This is a genomic window from Streptomyces sp. NPDC096012 (assembly GCF_040426375.1).
GTDB lineage: Bacteria > Actinomycetota > Actinomycetes > Streptomycetales > Streptomycetaceae > Streptomyces.
This window is the reverse complement of the sequence record NZ_JBEOTD010000015.1, coordinates 37,700-53,758: the sequence shown is the minus strand read 5'-3', so window position 1 is coordinate 53,758 and position 16,059 is coordinate 37,700. Positions and strand designations below refer to the sequence as shown.

Sequence of the window (16,059 nt, the reverse complement as noted above, 5' to 3'; positions counted from 1 at the left end):
CGGCGACCGCGCCGGCAGCGAGGCGTCGCCGAGCCCTCCACCGCGCCGATCTCCCGGGCCCGCTCCGCGCGAGCGCCGCCGGCGGCCGGCTCCACGCCGGAGGCGAGGGCCGCGAGCGCCAGGGGCGGCCGCCGCCACGACGGATGTGAGGGACCCGGTGTGCGCTGAAGCGTGAGGTGCGGCTCACCCGCAGCAACCGGCCGGCGCGCCGCCGGCACCCGGCGGCGCATGCTGGTACGACGGGACCTGCCGGAACCGCGGGACGCGACGTGGAGGACGTCATGACGAGGACACGCAGGCCCGGCTCCCCTGGGGGAGCGGGGGCGCGACTGCTCGCACGCTGTGCCGTGCTGGCAGTGATCGGAGTCGTGGCCGTGCCGCTGTTCGCGCTGGGCGGTGGCGGACTGCTGGTCCTCGCCGCCGGATTCCTCGGGGTGATCGTCGGCAGCGCGGGGATCTGGTGGTTCCTGGCGCACCACGGAGCCGTCCGGCTGCTCGGCGCACTGGTCGCGGTCGCCGCGCCCGTCGGCGTGCTCGTGTTCTACACGCAGGGCGGCCTGTGGCAGGACGCGCTGGTCCTCGGCGTGTGCTGGGGCACGGCTGTGCTGTGTGCCCGCGCCGCGCTGCGCAGGTCCCACCCCCGGCAGCCCATGCGGGCGGTGCCCGCGCCCCGGCCGCGGCGGCCCGTGCTCATCATGAACCCCAGGTCGGGCGGCGGAAAGGTGGGGCGCTTCGGGCTGGTCGAGCGGGCGGAGAAGCTCGGCGCGCGGGTGATCCTGCTCGACCCCTCCGTCCGGCTCGACGTGGCCACGCTGGCCCGGCAGGCGGTCGCCGAGGGCGCGGATCTGCTCGGCGTGGCGGGCGGCGACGGCACCCAGGCACAGGTCGCGATGGTCGCCGCCGAGCACGGTCTGCCGTTCCTGGTGGTCAGCGCCGGGACCCGCAACCACTTCGCCATGGATCTCGGCCTCGACCGGGCCGACCCGAGCCGCTGTCTCGACGCCCTGACCGACGGCGAGGAACTGACGGTCGATCTGGGCGAGGTGGCGGACCGGGTGTTCGTCAACACGGTGTCCTTCGGGGTGTACGCGGACGTCGTGCAGAGCCCCGAGTACCGCGACGACAAGGCCGGCACGACGCTGGACCTGATGCCCGATCTGTTGGTGGGGGAGGGGGCTCGACGCCCGGGTCGACGGCACCGCGCTCTCCTCCCAGCAGGCGCTCCTCGTGAGCAACAACCCGTACGTCTCGCCGGAGGAGTTCGGCGGCGCAGGTCGCCGCCCCCGGCTGGACGGCGGAGAGCTGGGCGTGCTGGGCATCCGGGTGGAGAGCGCCGCCCAGGCCGCGGATCTGGCCGTGCGTGGCCCGCAGTCCACCGGACTGACCGTCATGACCGCACGGTCGGTCGAGGTGACCGCGGACGCCGACGAGATCCCCGTCGCGGTGGACGGCGAGGCGCTGCACCTGCCCACCCCGGTGGTCTGCACGGTGCGGCCCGGCGCGCTGCGGGTCCTGGTGCCGCGAGAGCGTCCGGGCGTGGTGACCCCTCCCCCGCGCGTCGACTGGCGCCTGCTCCTCGCTCTCGCGCTCGGCCGCACCGAGCCCGACCCGGAAGGAGAGCCCCGTGCCTGACTCGCCCGAGGCCGAGACCATCGCGCCGGTGCGCCGGATCACGGCCGCCGTCCTCGGCGACCTGCGCGCGATCGACGGCGCCCTCTACGCGGCCGTGGCAGCGACCTCCACCCCCACGCTGGACCGTGTGCTGCGGCGGTTGTCGCGGGCGGCCGACCACTCGAAGATCTCGTTGACCGTGGCCGTGGCGCTCGCCGTCGTGCCGGGCCGTCCCCGCAACGCGGCGCTTGCCGGGGCCGGTTCGGTGGCGCTCGCCTCGGCGCTGGCGAACCTGGTGGGTAAGCGCGTGGTGCGCCGCAGGCGGCCCGACAGGGAGCAGGTGGTCGCCGGACGGTACGTACCCATGCCCCGGTCGGCGTCGTTCCCGTCCGGCCACACCGCGTCGGCCACCGCGTTCGCCACCGCCGTCGGCGTCGTACTGCCTCCTGCGGCGATTCCGCTCGGGGCGCTGGCGGTCGCCGTCGGCTACTCGCGCGTGCACACGGGTGTGCACTACCCCGGCGACGTGGTGGCGGGCGCGGTCCTCGGCTTCGCGGCCGCGGCGGCGTCCCTCGCGGTCGCGCACGTTCCGCCGACCTCCCTGCCACGGAGGTGAAGCGGTCGCCGGCCCGTATGCGGCGCCCGGCGACGACGCGGCTCCCGACGCGGACCCGGCTCCCGACGCGGACCCGGTGCCCGACGCGGACCCGGTGCCCGACGCGGACCCGGTGCCCGACGCGGGGGCGGACACCGGCGCACTGATCGACGGTCGGGCCGCCGGGCACTGCCGGACCGTACCGGCCCTCGGGAGCGTGCACGTCGGCTTCAGGTGCCGTGGCGTTCGGTGAGCGGACCGACGCCGAGGTCCTCGCGCATGAGCCTGCGCATCGTGGCGGCTGCCTTGCCGCGTTCCTCCCAGCGCGTGTGGTCGGCGGCACTCCTGACGGCAGTGCCGTCGATGTAGCCGTCGCGGATGCGTCGCAGGCAGTGGAAGACGTCGTCGGAGGCCTTGACGACGGGTTCGGGTGCGATGAGCCACATCCGTTCGGATGCGATGGCGATGCCCGATTCCCGGAAGGCTTCGCGCAGCGCGAGCGCCCGCTCGTCGTCGGAAGGGTGCTCTCGCGAGGCCAGGGCCCGCAGCGTCTCACCGAGGAGCTTCACCGCGGTGGTGTACTGCGTGTAGACGTCGAGCCGCAGCCGGAGGGCCTCTTTGTCGTCCTCGCGCTTCCACCGGTTCCGGTCCGCTATGAGCGTGGCGACGATGCCGATCGCGGCACCGGCCAGGGTGGACAGCAGTGACAACCAGTTCATGCGGGCCAGCTTGGGCCATCCCGTGGCGGCGGCACCAGGAGGACTTCGGGGCCGGGCTGTGCGGCCCGGCCGCGGCATGTGTCGACCTCGGCAACCGACCCGGGAAAGAGGGGGGAGCGGCCGGCCGGCCGGTTCCGGGATCCCCGGGCGGGGTGTGTGGTCGCACCGTCGCGCGGCCGTAGCAGGCGCAGCGGGGCGGTGCCGTCCCGGTGGTCCAGTCCCGCGACGGCACGCAGGAAGTCGAGATCCAGAACCGTAATGTCGGTGCGGATGTTCTCCACGTCGGTGCGGTAAGGAAGTCCCGGCGGAGCCGGCACCAGGACGCTGCCCGCGGGATACTCCGAGCCGCCGTGCCCGTACCGGACACCGAGGCATCCGTCCAGCACCTCCTGCACCAGGATCCGGTCGAGCGGCTCGACGTCCACCGCCACCGTCATGGGCAGGGCGACCCTGTCCAGGCACAGGCGACTCGCCGTCCGCCGTTCGTGCCGGAACGCCGAGTGGGGCGCCGACGGCCGGCCCATGCGCATCCCGGTGCCGTACATGGAGGCCAGGTAGGCGCCGCTTCGGTCCGGATCCGAGGTGCAGAACAGGGTCCGGTCCGTCTCGTTCCGCTGGTTGCTGGCTCTGACCACAACGCCTCGCACTCGTATTCGATTCCGTGGTGGCCGGGAGTGCCAGGAGACGCCGCTACGCCCGTGGACGGCCCCTCGCCCGTTCAGCCGTACGCCGGCGGCCGGCCCGGCAGGCCGGGGCCGGTCACCGTGGGCAAGGCGCTGACGGCCTCCGTGGGGGCGTCTCCGCGGTCGACGCCGCTCAGGTCCTGGTTTGAGCGCATGAGCCCGGTGGCACAGGGAAGGTCATGAATGCCGTGCCGAGCGCGGGCCGTCCCTCCCCTGGATCGACGACGCAGCCGGCGGACACCGCTGCGTCCGCGTGTGCCGTCGGCTCCCTGCCGCGGTCGAGACGCGCACGGGCGGCTCCGCCCGTCCGGTGTGCGGGACGATGACGTCGCCGCCGTCCGGTACGCAACGCCTGGTCCTGGTCGCCGATCCGGGCGTGCCCTCGGAGATCGCCCGGGCTCTGGCCCCGCGTCTGCCCTCCTACCTCAGCCGGGCCGTGGGCGGCCGGACACAGTGGGTGGTGGACAGCTTCACCGCTCCACTGGCCGGGGCCGAGCAGGCGGACGTCTCCGACATCGCGGAAGCGGTCAACCGCCACCTGCACGGCATCGAGTGGGACATCGCCGTCTTCATCACGGACCTCCCGCGGCGGGCGAGGCTGTATCCGATCAGCGTGGAAGTCGACAGCCAACACCGCGCCGCGGTGATCTCCCTGCCCGCCCTGGGGGTCCCCCGACTCCGCCGCCGGGTCCGGCAGGCGATCGTGGACATCGTCCGGCAGCTCGTCACGCAGGAAGACGTCCTGGAGCACCCGGAGGTCATCGGCCGCCGGCCTCACGAGGCGGGCGCCGGCGCCGATGCCGCTTCCGGCATGCCGAGGCGCTATGTGGTGCCTGGTCTGCGCGGACACGTGCGCCTCGTCGCCGGGATGGTGCACGCCAACCGTCCCTGGCGGCTGTTCGGCTCCCTGTCACGCGGGATGGCGGGTGTGTTCGCCACCGCGACGGTGCTGTTCATGAACACCGCCACCTGGAATCTCGCCACGGCGCTGGACTCCTGGCACCACGCGGTCATCACGGTGGTGGCGGCGTCGGCGCTGACCGCGTGGGTCATCATCGACCATGAACTGTGGGAGAGGGGCGGTGACCTGCCCGCCCGCCATCATCCGTTCTACCCCTACAACCTGGTCACCCTCATCACGGTCGCTCTCGCGGTCCTGGTTCTCGCCGTCGTTCTGTTCGGGGTTCTGGTCGCCGTCTCGTTCCTGTTGCTGGCCCCGTCCGTGCTGCACAAGTTCATCGGGCGCCCGGTGGGTGCCGACGACTACGCCTACCTGGCCTGGTTCATCACCGCCATCGCACTGGTCGGTGGTGCCTTCGGCAGCAGTCTGGAGACGGACGACCAGGTACGTGACGCGGCCTACGGACGACGCCAGCGCGCACGTCAGCGCCAGCTCAAGGAGACGCCGGCACGGTCGGACCAGGACACCTGCGGGCCACGGGCAGGCCCCGGCGGCCAGGCAGCCCCTGCCGCGGCCGGCGGCGCCGGCGCCGAAGGCCCGGGCCACGACGGCAGCGTCACGCGGTGAGGCCCGGTCGGCTTCCGGTGCTCTCTTCCGCGGCACGCGAAGCCGCTTCCCGCGGCCGGTGGGAAGCCGCTTCGCCCGGCCGGTGCGCCGGCGAACCGCCCGGCGGGGCGCCGCAGGCGAGGTGGGTCAGGAGGCCAGTGTCTGTGAGGGGAGTTCACCGAAACGGGCGCGGTAGTGCTGGGCGAACCGTCCCAGATGGCTGAAGCCCCACCGGTAGGCGATGTCGCCGACGGTCGTGTGGGCGGGGTCCGCCTCGGTCAGCTCCGCACGCACCCGTTCCATGCGGACCTCGCGCAGATACGCCATCGGTGACATGCCGACCTGCCTGCGGAAGCACTCCTGCAGCCAGCGCTCGCTGACCTGCGCGACACGGGCCAGCTCGGCGGCGGTGAACGGATGCTCCGGCCTGGCACGCACGGCGTCCATCACCTGCCGGACCGGCCGCTGCGCCTCGCCCCGCGCAGGCGGCCGGTCGAGTGCGTGCCGGTAGGGGTGGTCCGTGGCCAGAAGCAGACCGGTCAGCAGGGCTTCCTGCATCTGGACGGCGAGCAGCGGCTGCCGCAGCAGACTGCCCGCGTCACCCGCCTCGCTCATGACCATCTTGACCAGGCGTGCCCAGCTCCGGCCCGCCCCGGATGCCACGTCCATGCTGGGGCCCAGGTGGAACCCCGCGCGTACCGGCGTGCCCAGCATCCCTTCCAGATGGCGTGCGAGCAGTCGCGGCTCGATCTTCACCGCCAGCATCCGGCCCCGCTCCAGCCGCTCCAGTACCGTGCGCCCGTGGGGCCGGAACACCGCCGCGCGACCCGGTGCGGTCACCACGGGAACCATGCCGCTCTGGCGCCACGCCATGCCCCCCGACAAGGGGATGTCGACCTGATGGGCCCCGAGGTCCCCGAACCGCACTCGCACATCGGCCCCGAACCCGACTTCCCCGACCGTCAACGGCCCGAGTCTGACGACGTCGAAGGCGGCGCTGAAGGCCTGGCCCGAATCGAGCCGGTCGATGGAGTTGTCGTAGTACGTCTTGCCGAGGACGGACCGGGCCTCGTCGGGATCGACGGTGCTGAAAGAGACTTCATCGGAAGTCCCGGCCTTCTGCCCTTGCGCGCGGGCGTCAACGAGTGCCTTCATGCAAAGCATCTTGAGGTGCGCGGGGTCCGGTCAGTGGGAGAGCCTGCCGGAACTACTCCGCGAGGAGCTGGAGCGGGACAACAGTTCTATCGCACAGGTGATCCATAGTGCGCGAGTGCGACGGCGGGGCCCGGGCCACAGGTGCGCCGGGTACCGCGCCGCGCGCACCGCCTCACAGGGGGCTCCGCCCGTCCAGCAGGATCCCCCAGACGCGTGTCGCCACCTGGAGATTGAGCCGGGTGTCCACGTCCCCGAGGTCGCGGTCACTGATCTCGCGGATCCGCTGGAGCCGGTAGCGCAGCGTGCTGCGGTGGACGGCCAGTGCGCCGGCGGTCTCGTCGTAGTTGCCCCCGCAGTCGAAGTACAGCGCCAGCGTCTGCACCATGTCCGTGCCGTGCACCGCGTCGTACTCGAGGAGCGGGCCGAGCCATTCGCGCACGTACCCCTCCAGTTCCTCGCGGTCCTGCCCCGGCCCGAGCAGCCGGAACAGGCCCAGGTCGTCGTAGAAGGTCGTGCCGTGCTGCTGACGCGAGTGCCGGCGCACTTCCAGGGCCCGCTGCGCCTCCTCGTAGCAGCGGGGTATGGAGCGCGGCGTGGGGCAGCGGGTGCTCACGCCGATCGCCCCGCCGGACGTTCCCAGTTCCCGGACCAGTGCCGCATGCAGGGCCTCGCCATGAGGCTGCTCCTCGGTCAGCAGCACCATCCGGTCGCCGCGACGGGTCACCAGCGGCCGCATGCCGAGCGTCGCGGCCGCTCGTAGCAGGGCGCGGGCGAAGAAGTCGTCCGCCGGTCTCCCCGGCCAGTGCACGACGATGACGTGGTGGGGACGGTGCAGGTCATGGCCGACGGCCTCCGACCGGGCGTAGGCGCTGGCCTCGTCCGTGCCCTCCAGCAGGTCGTCGACCAGCTGGCGGCGCAGCCGCAGCTCGACCTCGGCGAGACGGCGCAGGTGCATCAGCTCCAGGGTGAGCGACTGCACCGCGTGCTCCAGGGCGAACACGTCACGCTCCTCGGCCCGACCGTCGGGGTCCACCAGGGCCAGCACGCCGAGGACCTCGCCGCGGGGCCGGGCCAGGGCGATCACCCGCTCCTTGATGCGTACCGGTTCGCCCGCGAGGGCCACCTGACGCAGCATGTCTCCCTGCCGTGTGGGCGCCGGCGCCGGATAGGGGTCCGGCCGGCCCGGACCCGCCCACGAGCGGAGGTTGCCGAAACGGTCCTCCACCAGCACCGGCAGTCCCGTGAGCTCGTAAAGCGCGTGGGTGATGCCGTCCTCGCCGCCACCCGAGGCCGCCACCTCGTCGAACACTCCGCACACGCGCCGCTGGTGGTCCAGCTCCGAACTCAGAGCACGCAACTCCCGGTACGTCGTGTCCTGTTCGCTGCGCAGCCGCTTCAGCTCATCGATGTCGGCGTGCCGGTGGCGCTGTGCCGAGGCCAGGGACAGGGCCGTCGAGGTGAACCCGACGAGTGTCATGAGCAGCGACTGGTCGTCCTCGGTGGGCACGGACGCGGACGACACCGCCAGCGCGCCCAGCAGGGTGCCGAACAGGCGCAGGCCGAACACCTCGCTCCACACCCGCCCGGTCAGGGCCACGGCACCCTCCGCCCCGTCGAGCTCCCGGACCTGGAGGTCCAGGTAGGCGCCGCTGCCGTCGGTGGCCTCCGGCGACGCCCGGGTGAGACGGTCCCCGACCATGAGGTAGCCGCCTTCGGCCCGGTACGGTCCCAGCCCGTCGAGGTGTGACATGGACAGGCGAAGGATCTCCTTCTCGTCCTCGGTGCCGAACAGGGTGCGGGACAGGGCCAGCAGCCCGGACGGATCCGCCGCGGTCCGGGCCGGAGCCGGTCCCGGACGGCAGCGGAGCTGCTGGCGGTGGTCGGGCGCGCCTCCCGCGTGACGGGCGCCTGCCTGATCGGGCAGGCAGCGGGACATCCGCCGCTTCGGACTGTCGGCCATGCGATCACTCCGTTTTCCACGGCCTTGGAGTGGCGATCGAGCGCGCCCTGGATACCCACACGGGAACGGGTCCCAAGTACCCATCCGGCCCCATCCGATTTACACGTTATGCCTCCTTTGTTCTGTCGGACCCATAGGGACTGACTCTTTTCGCCCCGCCAGGCGCAGACGGTGGGCCCGCGCGATCGCAAGGCTTGGGGATACAGGCATCGCTGGGCGCACCGCCGCATGGGAGGACTGGGCGATGAACGAGGAGCACCGCAGAACCATCGCTTCGTATCCGACCTACCAGGAGGCCGAACGCGTCGTCGACCACCTGGCGGACAAGGGTTTCCCGGTCGAGAAGGTCGCCATCATCGGTCAGGACGTCCAGCTCGTCGAACAGGTGATCGGGCGGATGGGATTCGGTGACGCCGCGTTGCGCGGCGCGGCGAGCGGCGCGCTGCCCGGCGTACTCATCGGGTGGGTCTTCGGGCTGCTGAACTGGGTGGACCCGCTGGTCTCCAGTCTGCTCCTCGCACTGTACGGACTGATCTTCGGAGCGATCGTCGGGGCCCTGCTCGGCCTGCTGCTGCACGCGGCGCAGGGCGGTCGCCGGGACTTCGCCTCGGTCCGATCCATGCAGCCCAGCCGGTACGACGTCGTCGTGGACGAGGACGTCGCCGAGGAGGCGGCCCGGCTGCTCTCGGAACTGGCCGGCGACGGCGCCGACGCGCGTACGCGAGACACCGCACGGCCGAGCGGCCCACCGCCCCACCACGGTCCGGCCTCCACCTGAAGGCGCGGGACCGGGCGGACGCGGGCCCGGAAGGCAAAGGGACGCCGACGGATGCGGATCGGCGGGATGGAAGGAGTTCCTCATCATGGCGAAGGCAGTCGGAATAGACCTGGGCACCACCAACTCGGTGATCGCCGCATGGGAAGGCGGTGAGCCGACGGTCGTGCCCAACAGCGAGGGCGCCCGCACCACACCGTCCGTGGTGGCCTTCACCGACACCGGCGAACGCCTGGTGGGTCAGCTGGCCCGGCGCCAGGCGATCCTCAACCCCAAGGGCACCATCTACTCGGCCAAACGGTTCATCGGCCGGCGCTTCGACGAGGTCTCCGAGGAGGCCAAGGCCGTCGCGTACGACGTCGTCGAGGGAGAGGGCGGCGCCGCCCGCTTCAAGGTCCGCGACAAGCTGTACTCGCCGGAGGAGATCAGCGCCCTGGTGCTGCGCAAGCTCGCCGACGACGCCGGCAAGCAACTGGGGGAGCGGGTCACGGAGGCCGTCATCACCGTGCCCGCCTACTTCAACGACGCTCAGCGCACCGCCACGAAGGACGCCGGCCGGATCGCGGGCCTGGAAGTGCTGCGCATCATCAACGAGCCGACGGCGGCCGCCCTGGCCTACGGCATGGACAAGAAGGAACACGAGACCGTGCTGGTCTTCGACCTCGGCGGCGGCACCTTCGACGTGAGCATCCTCGACGTCGGCGACGGCGTGGTCGAGGTGCGCTCCACGGCGGGCGACAGCCACCTCGGCGGCGACGACTTCGACCGCCGGCTGGTGGACCACCTGGCGGACGGCTTCCAGAAGGAGAACGGCATCGACCTGCGCAAGGACCCGCAGGCCCTGCAGCGCCTGTTCGAGGCCGCCGAGAAGGCGAAGACGGAACTGAGCTCGGTGACCCAGACGCAGGTGAGCCTGCCGTTCATCACCGCCGACGCCTCCGGGCCCAAGCACCTGACCACGACGATCATGCGCTCCACCTTCGAGCAGATCACTGCCGACCTGGTGGAACGCTGCCTCGGCCCGGTCCGGCAGGCCATGGGCGACGCCAAGGTCGGCGAGAACGACATCGACGAGGTCATCCTCGTCGGCGGCTCCACCCGCATCCCCGCCGTACAGGCCCTGGTACGCCGCCTGACCGGCGGCAAGGACCCCAACATGAGCGTCAACCCGGACGAGGTCGTGGCGATGGGCGCCGCGATCCAGGCCGGGGTCCTCAAGGGCGAGGTCAAGGACGTCCTGCTGCTCGACGTCATCCCGCTGTCGCTGGGCGTGGAGACCGCCGGCGGCGTGATGACGAAGATCATCGAGCGGAACACCACCATTCCGGTGCGCCGTACCGAGACCTTCACCACGGCCACCGACAACCAGCCCGCCGTCGACGTCGTCGTGCTCCAGGGCGAGCGGGAACTCGCCGCGGACAACCGCGTCCTCGGCCGCTTCCAGCTCACCGACATCCGCCCCGCGCCGCGTGGCGAACCCCAGATCGAGGTCACCTTCGACGTCGACGCCAACGGCATCCTCAACGTCACCGCTCGTGACAAGGACACCGGCAAGGAGCAGGGCATCACCATCAGTGACACCTCCAACCTCGACCGCAGCGAGGTCGAGCGCATGATCGAGGAGGCCGAGCGCAACCGCAACCAGGACCAGGCGATGCGCGAGGCCATCGACGCCCGCAACGAACTCGACGCCATCGCGTACCAGGTCGAGAAGCGCCTGAACGAGCTGGGCGACGACGCGCCCGCGCACGAGAAGGCCCGCGCCGAGATGCTGGTGGGCGAGGCCCGCGAGGCGGTCAAGAACGAGGCCGGGGTCGACAAGGTCCGGCCGCTCATCTCCGAGCTGCAGCAGGTCTACGCCGGTCTCGCCGCCCAGCGGCCCGGAGCGGCGGCGGGCGAGGAGGCGGACACCGGGACGTCGGACGGAACGGGTCCGGGCGGTGCCGCGCCGGGCGGTACGGGCGGTGACGACGACGTGATCGACGCCGAGTTCGACAAGAGCTGAGGAGTCCGTCATGCCGATCCCTCCCCAGGACCGCTCGCCGGATCCGCCGCCGGAAGGCGCCGTGACTCCACCGCGCGGGGGCATGCCCCAGGACGGTCCTCCGCGCGGGGACGCCCCCCAGCCCGGGCCCCCGCGCGGGGACCTGCCCCAGCCCGGACCGCCGACCGACCGGGCCGACCCGGGGCCCGACGCGGCGAGCGGCCCGGCCGCGGCCGACGACGAGTACGCGACCGCGCTCAAGGAGGTCGAGGACCGCTGGCGCCGTGCCCTGGCCGACCTCGACAACCTGCGCAAACGTCACGCCAAGGAACTCGACCGGGAGCGCGTGGCCGAACGCGCGCGTACGGTCACGGCCCTGCTGCCCGTCGTCGACAACCTGGAACTGGCCCTGAGCCACGCCGGCGCGGAGCCGGACGCGATCGTCGAGGGCGTGCGGGCGGTTCGGGACCAGGCGGTCATGATCCTCGACCGCCTCGGCTTCGAGCGCCACGCCGAGACCGGCGCCCCGTTCGACCCCGCCCGGCACGAGGTCGTCGGCGTGGTCCAGGACGCCGACGCCGAACCGAACACCGTGGTCCAGGTGCTGCGCCCCGGCTACGGATCGGGTGAACGTCAGTTGCGGCCGGCCGCCGTGACCGTGGCCAAGCGGGAGTGACCGTCGATGGCAACCGACTTCTACAAGGTCCTCGGCGTCCCGCGCACCGCCGACCGGGACGAGATCCAGCGGGCGTACCGCACCCTGGCCCGCAAGTACCACCCCGACGTCAACAAGGACCCCAGCGCCGAGGACCGCTTCAAGGAGATCAACGAGGCCTTCAGCGTCCTGTCCGACCCCGAGCAGCGGGCCAAGTACGACCGGTTCGGCGAGGACTTCCGGAAGGTCCCCGACGACTGGGAGGAGCGCGTCGGCGCCGGAGTGGGCCCCGGCGGCGGATTCCGCGGCGGCGGCGGTCCCCGGGTGCGGTACGCCAGCTCCGGATTCGGCGGCGAGGGCGTCGACATCGAGGACCTGTTCGGCTCCTTCTTCGGCGGCGCGGGACGGATGCGCACCCCCGGAGCCGACCAGGAGGCGGAACTGCCGCTCACCGTCGAGGAGGCCTACCGCGGGGGTCGTCGGACCGTCACCCTCACGGGGCCCTCCGGACAGCGCAGCTACGACGTCGACGTGCCGCCCGGCGTCGTCGACGGCCAGCGCATCCGGCTGGCGGGCGAAGGCGGCCGCGGCAGCGGCGATGCGCCGGCCGGAGACCTGTACCTGCGGGTGCGGATCCTGCCGCACCCGCAGTTCCGGCTCGAGGGCCGGGACGTCTACGTCCAGCTCCCGGTCACCCCCTGGGAAGCCGCGCTAGGCGCGACCGTGCCCGTGTCCACCCCCAGCGGCGCCACGGCGAAGGTCAACGTGCCCGCAGGCTCCTCCAGCGGCCGGCGGCTCCGGCTGCGCGGCGAGGGCATGCCCAACCCGCGCGGGAAGAACGGCGACCTGTACGCCGAGATCCGGATCATGACGCCGCCCCGGCTGACCGACCGGGAGCGCGAACTGTTCGAGGAACTCGCAGCCGTCTCCTCGTTCGACCCCAGGAGGACCCGATGACCGACCGACCGGCCGCTGCGCGACGCGCGCGTACTCAGACGGCTCCGGCGGGCATGCACGTCCAGTACGCCATCGTGCCCGTGCCGAGGCTGTCCCTGGACACCGTGGCGCGCCGCTCCGGCCTCCACCCGGACCTGGTCCGCCGGTTCGTGGCCCTCGGCCTGGTGGACGCCGACCGCGACCCCGCCGGGCGGCTCTCGTTCGCCCCCACGGCCCCGGCCGCACTCGCCCGCGTCCAGCGGCTGCGCACCGGGTTGTGCCTCAACTACGCATCCATCGGACTGGTGCTCGACCTGCTCGACCGCATCAGCCTGCTCGAAGCCGCGCTGCGCCGCACCGGTACGAGGAGTGATCTCCCACCATGGACATGAACCGCCTGACCCAGAAGTCCCAGGAAGCCCTACAGGAGGCCCAGAGCGCCGCCACCCGCATGGGGCAGACCGAGGTCGACGGCGAACACCTGCTGCTCGCCCTCCTCGACCAGGAGGACGGCCTGGTGCCTCGACTGGTGCAAATGGCCGGAGGCGAGCCCAAGGAACTGCGCGCCGCCGTGAAGGAGGAGCTCTCCCGGCGACCCAGGGTCACCGGACCCGGCGCGTCGCCCGGGCAGGTCTTCGTCACCCAGCGCCTGTCCCGTCTGCTGGACGCGGCCGAACGTGAGGCCAAACGCCTCAAGGACGAGTACGTGTCCGTGGAGCACCTGCTGCTCGCCCTCGCCGAGGAGGGCACGTCGACCGCCGCCGGACGGCTGCTCAAGGAGTTCGGCATCACCCGGGAGTCGTTCCTCGGCGCGCTCACCCAGGTCCGCGGCAACCAGCGCGTCACCTCCGCCAACCCCGAGGTCGCCTACGAGGCCCTGGAGAAGTACGGCCGGGACCTGGTGACCGAGGCGCGGACCGGACGGCTGGACCCCGTGATCGGCCGGGACTCCGAGATCCGCCGCGTCACCCAGATCCTCAGCCGCAAGACCAAGAACAACCCCGTCCTCATCGGCGACCCCGGCGTCGGCAAGACCGCCATCGTCGAGGGCCTGGCCCAGCGCATCGTGCGCGGGGACGTACCCGAAGGGCTGCGCGACAAGACCGTGTTCGCCCTCGACATGGGCTCGCTCGTGGCCGGCGCCAAGTACCGCGGCGAGTTCGAGGAGCGGCTCAAGGCCGTCCTGACCGAGGTCAAGGGCGCCCAGGGCCGGATCCTGCTCTTCGTCGACGAGTTGCACACCGTCGTCGGTGCCGGTGCCGCCGAGGGAGCGATGGACGCGGGCAACATGCTCAAGCCCATGCTGGCCCGCGGCGAGCTCCACATGATCGGCGCGACCACCCTGGACGAGTACCGGCTGCACATCGAGAAGGACGCCGCCCTCGAACGCCGCTTCCAGCAGGTGCTGGTCGACGAGCCCAGCGTGGAGGACACCATCTCCATCCTGCGCGGCCTGCGCGAACGCCTGGAGGTCTTCCACGGCGTGAAGATCCAGGACACCGCGCTGGTCGCCGCGGCCACCCTCTCCCACCGCTACATCACCGACCGGTTCCTGCCGGACAAGGCCATCGACCTCGTCGACGAGGCCTGCGCCCGGCTGCGCACCGAGATCGACTCCATGCCCGCCGAACTCGACGAGATCACCCGCCGGGTGACCCGTCTGGAGATCGAGGAAGCGGCCCTGTCCAAGGAGACGGACGCGGCCAGCAAGGCGCGTCTGGAGGAACTGCGCAAGGAACTGGCCGACCTGCGTGCCGAGGCCGACGCCAAACACGCCCAGTGGGAGGCCGAACGGCAGGCCATCCGCCGGGTGCAGCAACTGCGCCAGGAACTGGAGCAGGTCCGGCAGCAGGCGGAGGAGGCCGAGCGCGCCTACGACCTCAACCGGGCCGCCGAACTGCGGTACGGCAAGCTCCAGGAGCTGGAGCGCCGGCTGAAGGCGGAGGAGGAGCAACTGGCCGCCAAGCAGGGCCAGAACCGGCTGCTGCGCGAGGTGGTCACCGAGGAGGAGATCGCCGAGATCGTCGCCGCCTGGACCGGCATCCCCGTCGCCCGCCTCCAGGAGGGCGAGCGGGAGAAGCTGCTGCGGCTGGACGAGATCCTGCGCGAGCGGGTCATCGGCCAGGACGAGGCCGTCAAGCTCGTCGCCGACGCCATCATCCGGGCCCGCTCCGGCATCCGCGACCCCCGCAGGCCCATCGGCTCGTTCATCTTCCTCGGCCCCACCGGCGTCGGGAAGACCGAGCTGGCCAAGACCCTCGCGGCGGCTCTGTTCGACTCCGAGGAGAACATGATCCGCCTCGACATGAGCGAGTACCAGGAGCGGCACACCGTCAGCCGGCTGGTCGGCGCGCCGCCCGGATACGTCGGCTACGAGGAGGGCGGCCAGCTCACCGAGGCGGTGCGTCGCAAGCCGTACTCGGTGGTCCTGTTCGACGAGATCGAGAAGGCGCACACCGACGTCTTCAACACCCTGCTGCAGGTCCTCGACGACGGCCGGATCACCGACGCCCAGGGCCGCACGGTCGACTTCCGCAACACCGTGATCATCATGACGTCCAACATCGGCTCGCAGTACCTCCTCGACGGCGTCACCGCCGACGGCGAGATCAAGCCGGACGCCCGGGCGCTGGTGATGGGCGATCTGCGGGGCCACTTCCGGCCGGAGTTCCTCAACCGGGTCGACGACATCGTGCTGTTCAAGCCGCTCGGTGAGGCCCAGATCGAGAAGATCGTGGAGCTGCAGTTCGACGAGCTGCGCCGCCGGCTCGCCGAGCGCCGTATCAGCGTCGAACTCACGGAAGCGGCGAGGGAGTTCATCGCCCACCAGGGCTACGACCCGGTGTACGGGGCGCGGCCGCTGCGCCGCTACATCTCCCACGAGGTGGAGACCCTCATCGGGCGGGCCCTGCTGCGCGGCGACGTCCAGGACGGCGCCACCATCCGGGTCGACGCCCGGGACGGTGAACTGGTGGTCAGCTACGAACAGCCGCCGGCCACCGAGGAAGCGAGGGCGGCATGAGCACCATGCAGGCCACAACCGTCCGCTGCCCGCACTGCGGACGCGTCAACCGGGTGCCCGCGGCCGCCGAGGGCAGCCCGAGGTGCGGCAACTGCAAGAAGCCGCTGCCCTGGGTGGTCGACGCGGGCGACGACGACTTCTCCGAGGTGGTCGAGCAGTCGACCGTGCCCGTCGTGGTCGACCTGTGGGCGACCTGGTGCGGCCCCTGCCGCATGGTCAGCCCCGCCCTGGAGGAGGTCGCCACCGAGATGGCCGGACGGATCAAACTGGCCAAGGTCGACGTGGACAGCAACCCGCGGCTGGCCCGCCGGTTCGAGGTGCAGGCAGTGCCGACGCTGCTGGTCCTGGACCACGGCAAGACCGTCGCCCGGCAGGCGGGCGCCGCACCCGCACCCGCGCTGCGCCAGTGGGTGGAGCGGTCGATCGCCGGCCACGCACCGGCTCCGGAAGGATGATC

At 72.1% G+C, this 16,059-nt stretch carries 13 protein-coding genes and 1 pseudogene; 10 read left to right on the top strand and 4 right to left on the bottom strand.

Annotated elements, in window-relative coordinates; genetic code table 11:
• Nucleotides 1-281: 281 nt before the first annotated feature.
• Both ABVB68_RS17065 and ABVB68_RS17060 read left to right on the top strand, forming a co-directional pair.
• Nucleotides 282-1,632, top strand: a pseudogene (locus tag ABVB68_RS17065) (diacylglycerol/lipid kinase family protein).
• Nucleotides 1,625-2,227 (top strand): phosphatase PAP2 family protein, encoded by a 603-nt coding sequence (locus tag ABVB68_RS17060; protein WP_353601887.1) that lies wholly within the window; start codon nucleotides 1,625-1,627, stop codon nucleotides 2,225-2,227. Before ABVB68_RS17065 ends, ABVB68_RS17060 begins: the two are co-directional and overlap by 8 nt.
• Before the next feature lie 209 nt (nucleotides 2,228-2,436).
• Here the strand turns inward: ABVB68_RS17060 and ABVB68_RS17055 are convergent, their stop codons facing one another.
• Both ABVB68_RS17055 and ABVB68_RS17050 read right to left on the bottom strand, forming a co-directional pair.
• On the bottom strand, nucleotides 2,437-2,925 hold the full coding sequence (locus tag ABVB68_RS17055; RefSeq protein WP_353601886.1) for a hypothetical protein: 489 nt from the start codon (nucleotides 2,923-2,925) through the stop codon (nucleotides 2,437-2,439).
• Nucleotides 2,922-3,560, bottom strand: coding sequence for a hypothetical protein (locus tag ABVB68_RS17050; RefSeq protein ID WP_353601885.1), 639 nt, complete (start codon nucleotides 3,558-3,560; stop codon nucleotides 2,922-2,924). The genes ABVB68_RS17055 and ABVB68_RS17050 overlap by 4 nt, the downstream gene beginning before the upstream one ends.
• Before the next feature lie 370 nt (nucleotides 3,561-3,930).
• On the opposite strand from ABVB68_RS17050, the gene ABVB68_RS17045 reads away from it, so the two are divergent.
• Complete coding sequence (locus tag ABVB68_RS17045; RefSeq protein ID WP_353601884.1) at nucleotides 3,931-5,136, top strand: hypothetical protein; 1,206 nt, start codon at nucleotides 3,931-3,933, stop codon at nucleotides 5,134-5,136.
• Nucleotides 5,137-5,262: 126 nt separating this feature from the next.
• Here the strand turns inward: ABVB68_RS17045 and ABVB68_RS17040 are convergent, their stop codons facing one another.
• Nucleotides 5,263-6,270, bottom strand: coding sequence for an AraC family transcriptional regulator (locus ABVB68_RS17040; RefSeq protein WP_353601883.1), 1,008 nt, complete (start codon nucleotides 6,268-6,270; stop codon nucleotides 5,263-5,265).
• Between the two features lie 172 nt (nucleotides 6,271-6,442).
• Entirely contained in the window at nucleotides 6,443-8,230 is a 1,788-nt protein-coding gene (locus ABVB68_RS17035; protein ID WP_353601882.1) for a PucR family transcriptional regulator, read from the bottom strand.
• A 244-nt stretch (nucleotides 8,231-8,474) separates the two neighbouring features.
• On the opposite strand from ABVB68_RS17035, the gene ABVB68_RS17030 reads away from it, so the two are divergent.
• From ABVB68_RS17030 to trxA, 7 genes are all read left to right on the top strand, one after another.
• Entirely contained in the window at nucleotides 8,475-9,008 is a 534-nt protein-coding gene (locus ABVB68_RS17030; RefSeq protein ID WP_353601881.1) for a YflT domain-containing protein, read from the top strand.
• Between the two features lie 85 nt (nucleotides 9,009-9,093).
• Complete coding sequence (gene dnaK, locus ABVB68_RS17025) at nucleotides 9,094-11,010, top strand: molecular chaperone DnaK (protein WP_353601880.1); 1,917 nt, start codon at nucleotides 9,094-9,096, stop codon at nucleotides 11,008-11,010.
• 10 nt (nucleotides 11,011-11,020) lie between these two features.
• A complete protein-coding gene (locus ABVB68_RS17020; RefSeq protein ID WP_353601879.1) occupies nucleotides 11,021-11,665 on the top strand; it encodes a nucleotide exchange factor GrpE in 645 nt (214 codons plus the stop codon).
• Nucleotides 11,666-11,671: 6 nt separating this feature from the next.
• The gene (locus ABVB68_RS17015; RefSeq protein ID WP_353601878.1) at nucleotides 11,672-12,601 is read left to right on the top strand and encodes a DnaJ C-terminal domain-containing protein; all 930 of its coding nucleotides are present in this window, start codon (nucleotides 11,672-11,674) and stop codon (nucleotides 12,599-12,601) included.
• Nucleotides 12,598-12,972 carry a chaperone modulator CbpM gene (locus ABVB68_RS17010; protein ID WP_353601877.1) on the top strand — a complete coding sequence of 125 codons (375 nt, stop codon included), beginning with the start codon at nucleotides 12,598-12,600 and terminating at the stop codon, nucleotides 12,970-12,972. The genes ABVB68_RS17015 and ABVB68_RS17010 overlap by 4 nt, the downstream gene beginning before the upstream one ends.
• On the top strand, nucleotides 12,963-15,602 hold the full coding sequence (clpB, locus tag ABVB68_RS17005) for an ATP-dependent chaperone ClpB (protein ID WP_353601876.1): 2,640 nt from the start codon (nucleotides 12,963-12,965) through the stop codon (nucleotides 15,600-15,602). Before ABVB68_RS17010 ends, clpB begins: the two co-directional genes overlap by 10 nt.
• Nucleotides 15,599-16,057, top strand: a complete 459-nt coding sequence (trxA, locus tag ABVB68_RS17000) for a thioredoxin (RefSeq protein ID WP_353601875.1) — start codon at nucleotides 15,599-15,601, stop codon at nucleotides 16,055-16,057. The genes clpB and trxA overlap by 4 nt, the downstream gene beginning before the upstream one ends.
• The last annotated feature ends 2 nt before the right edge of the window (nucleotides 16,058-16,059 follow it).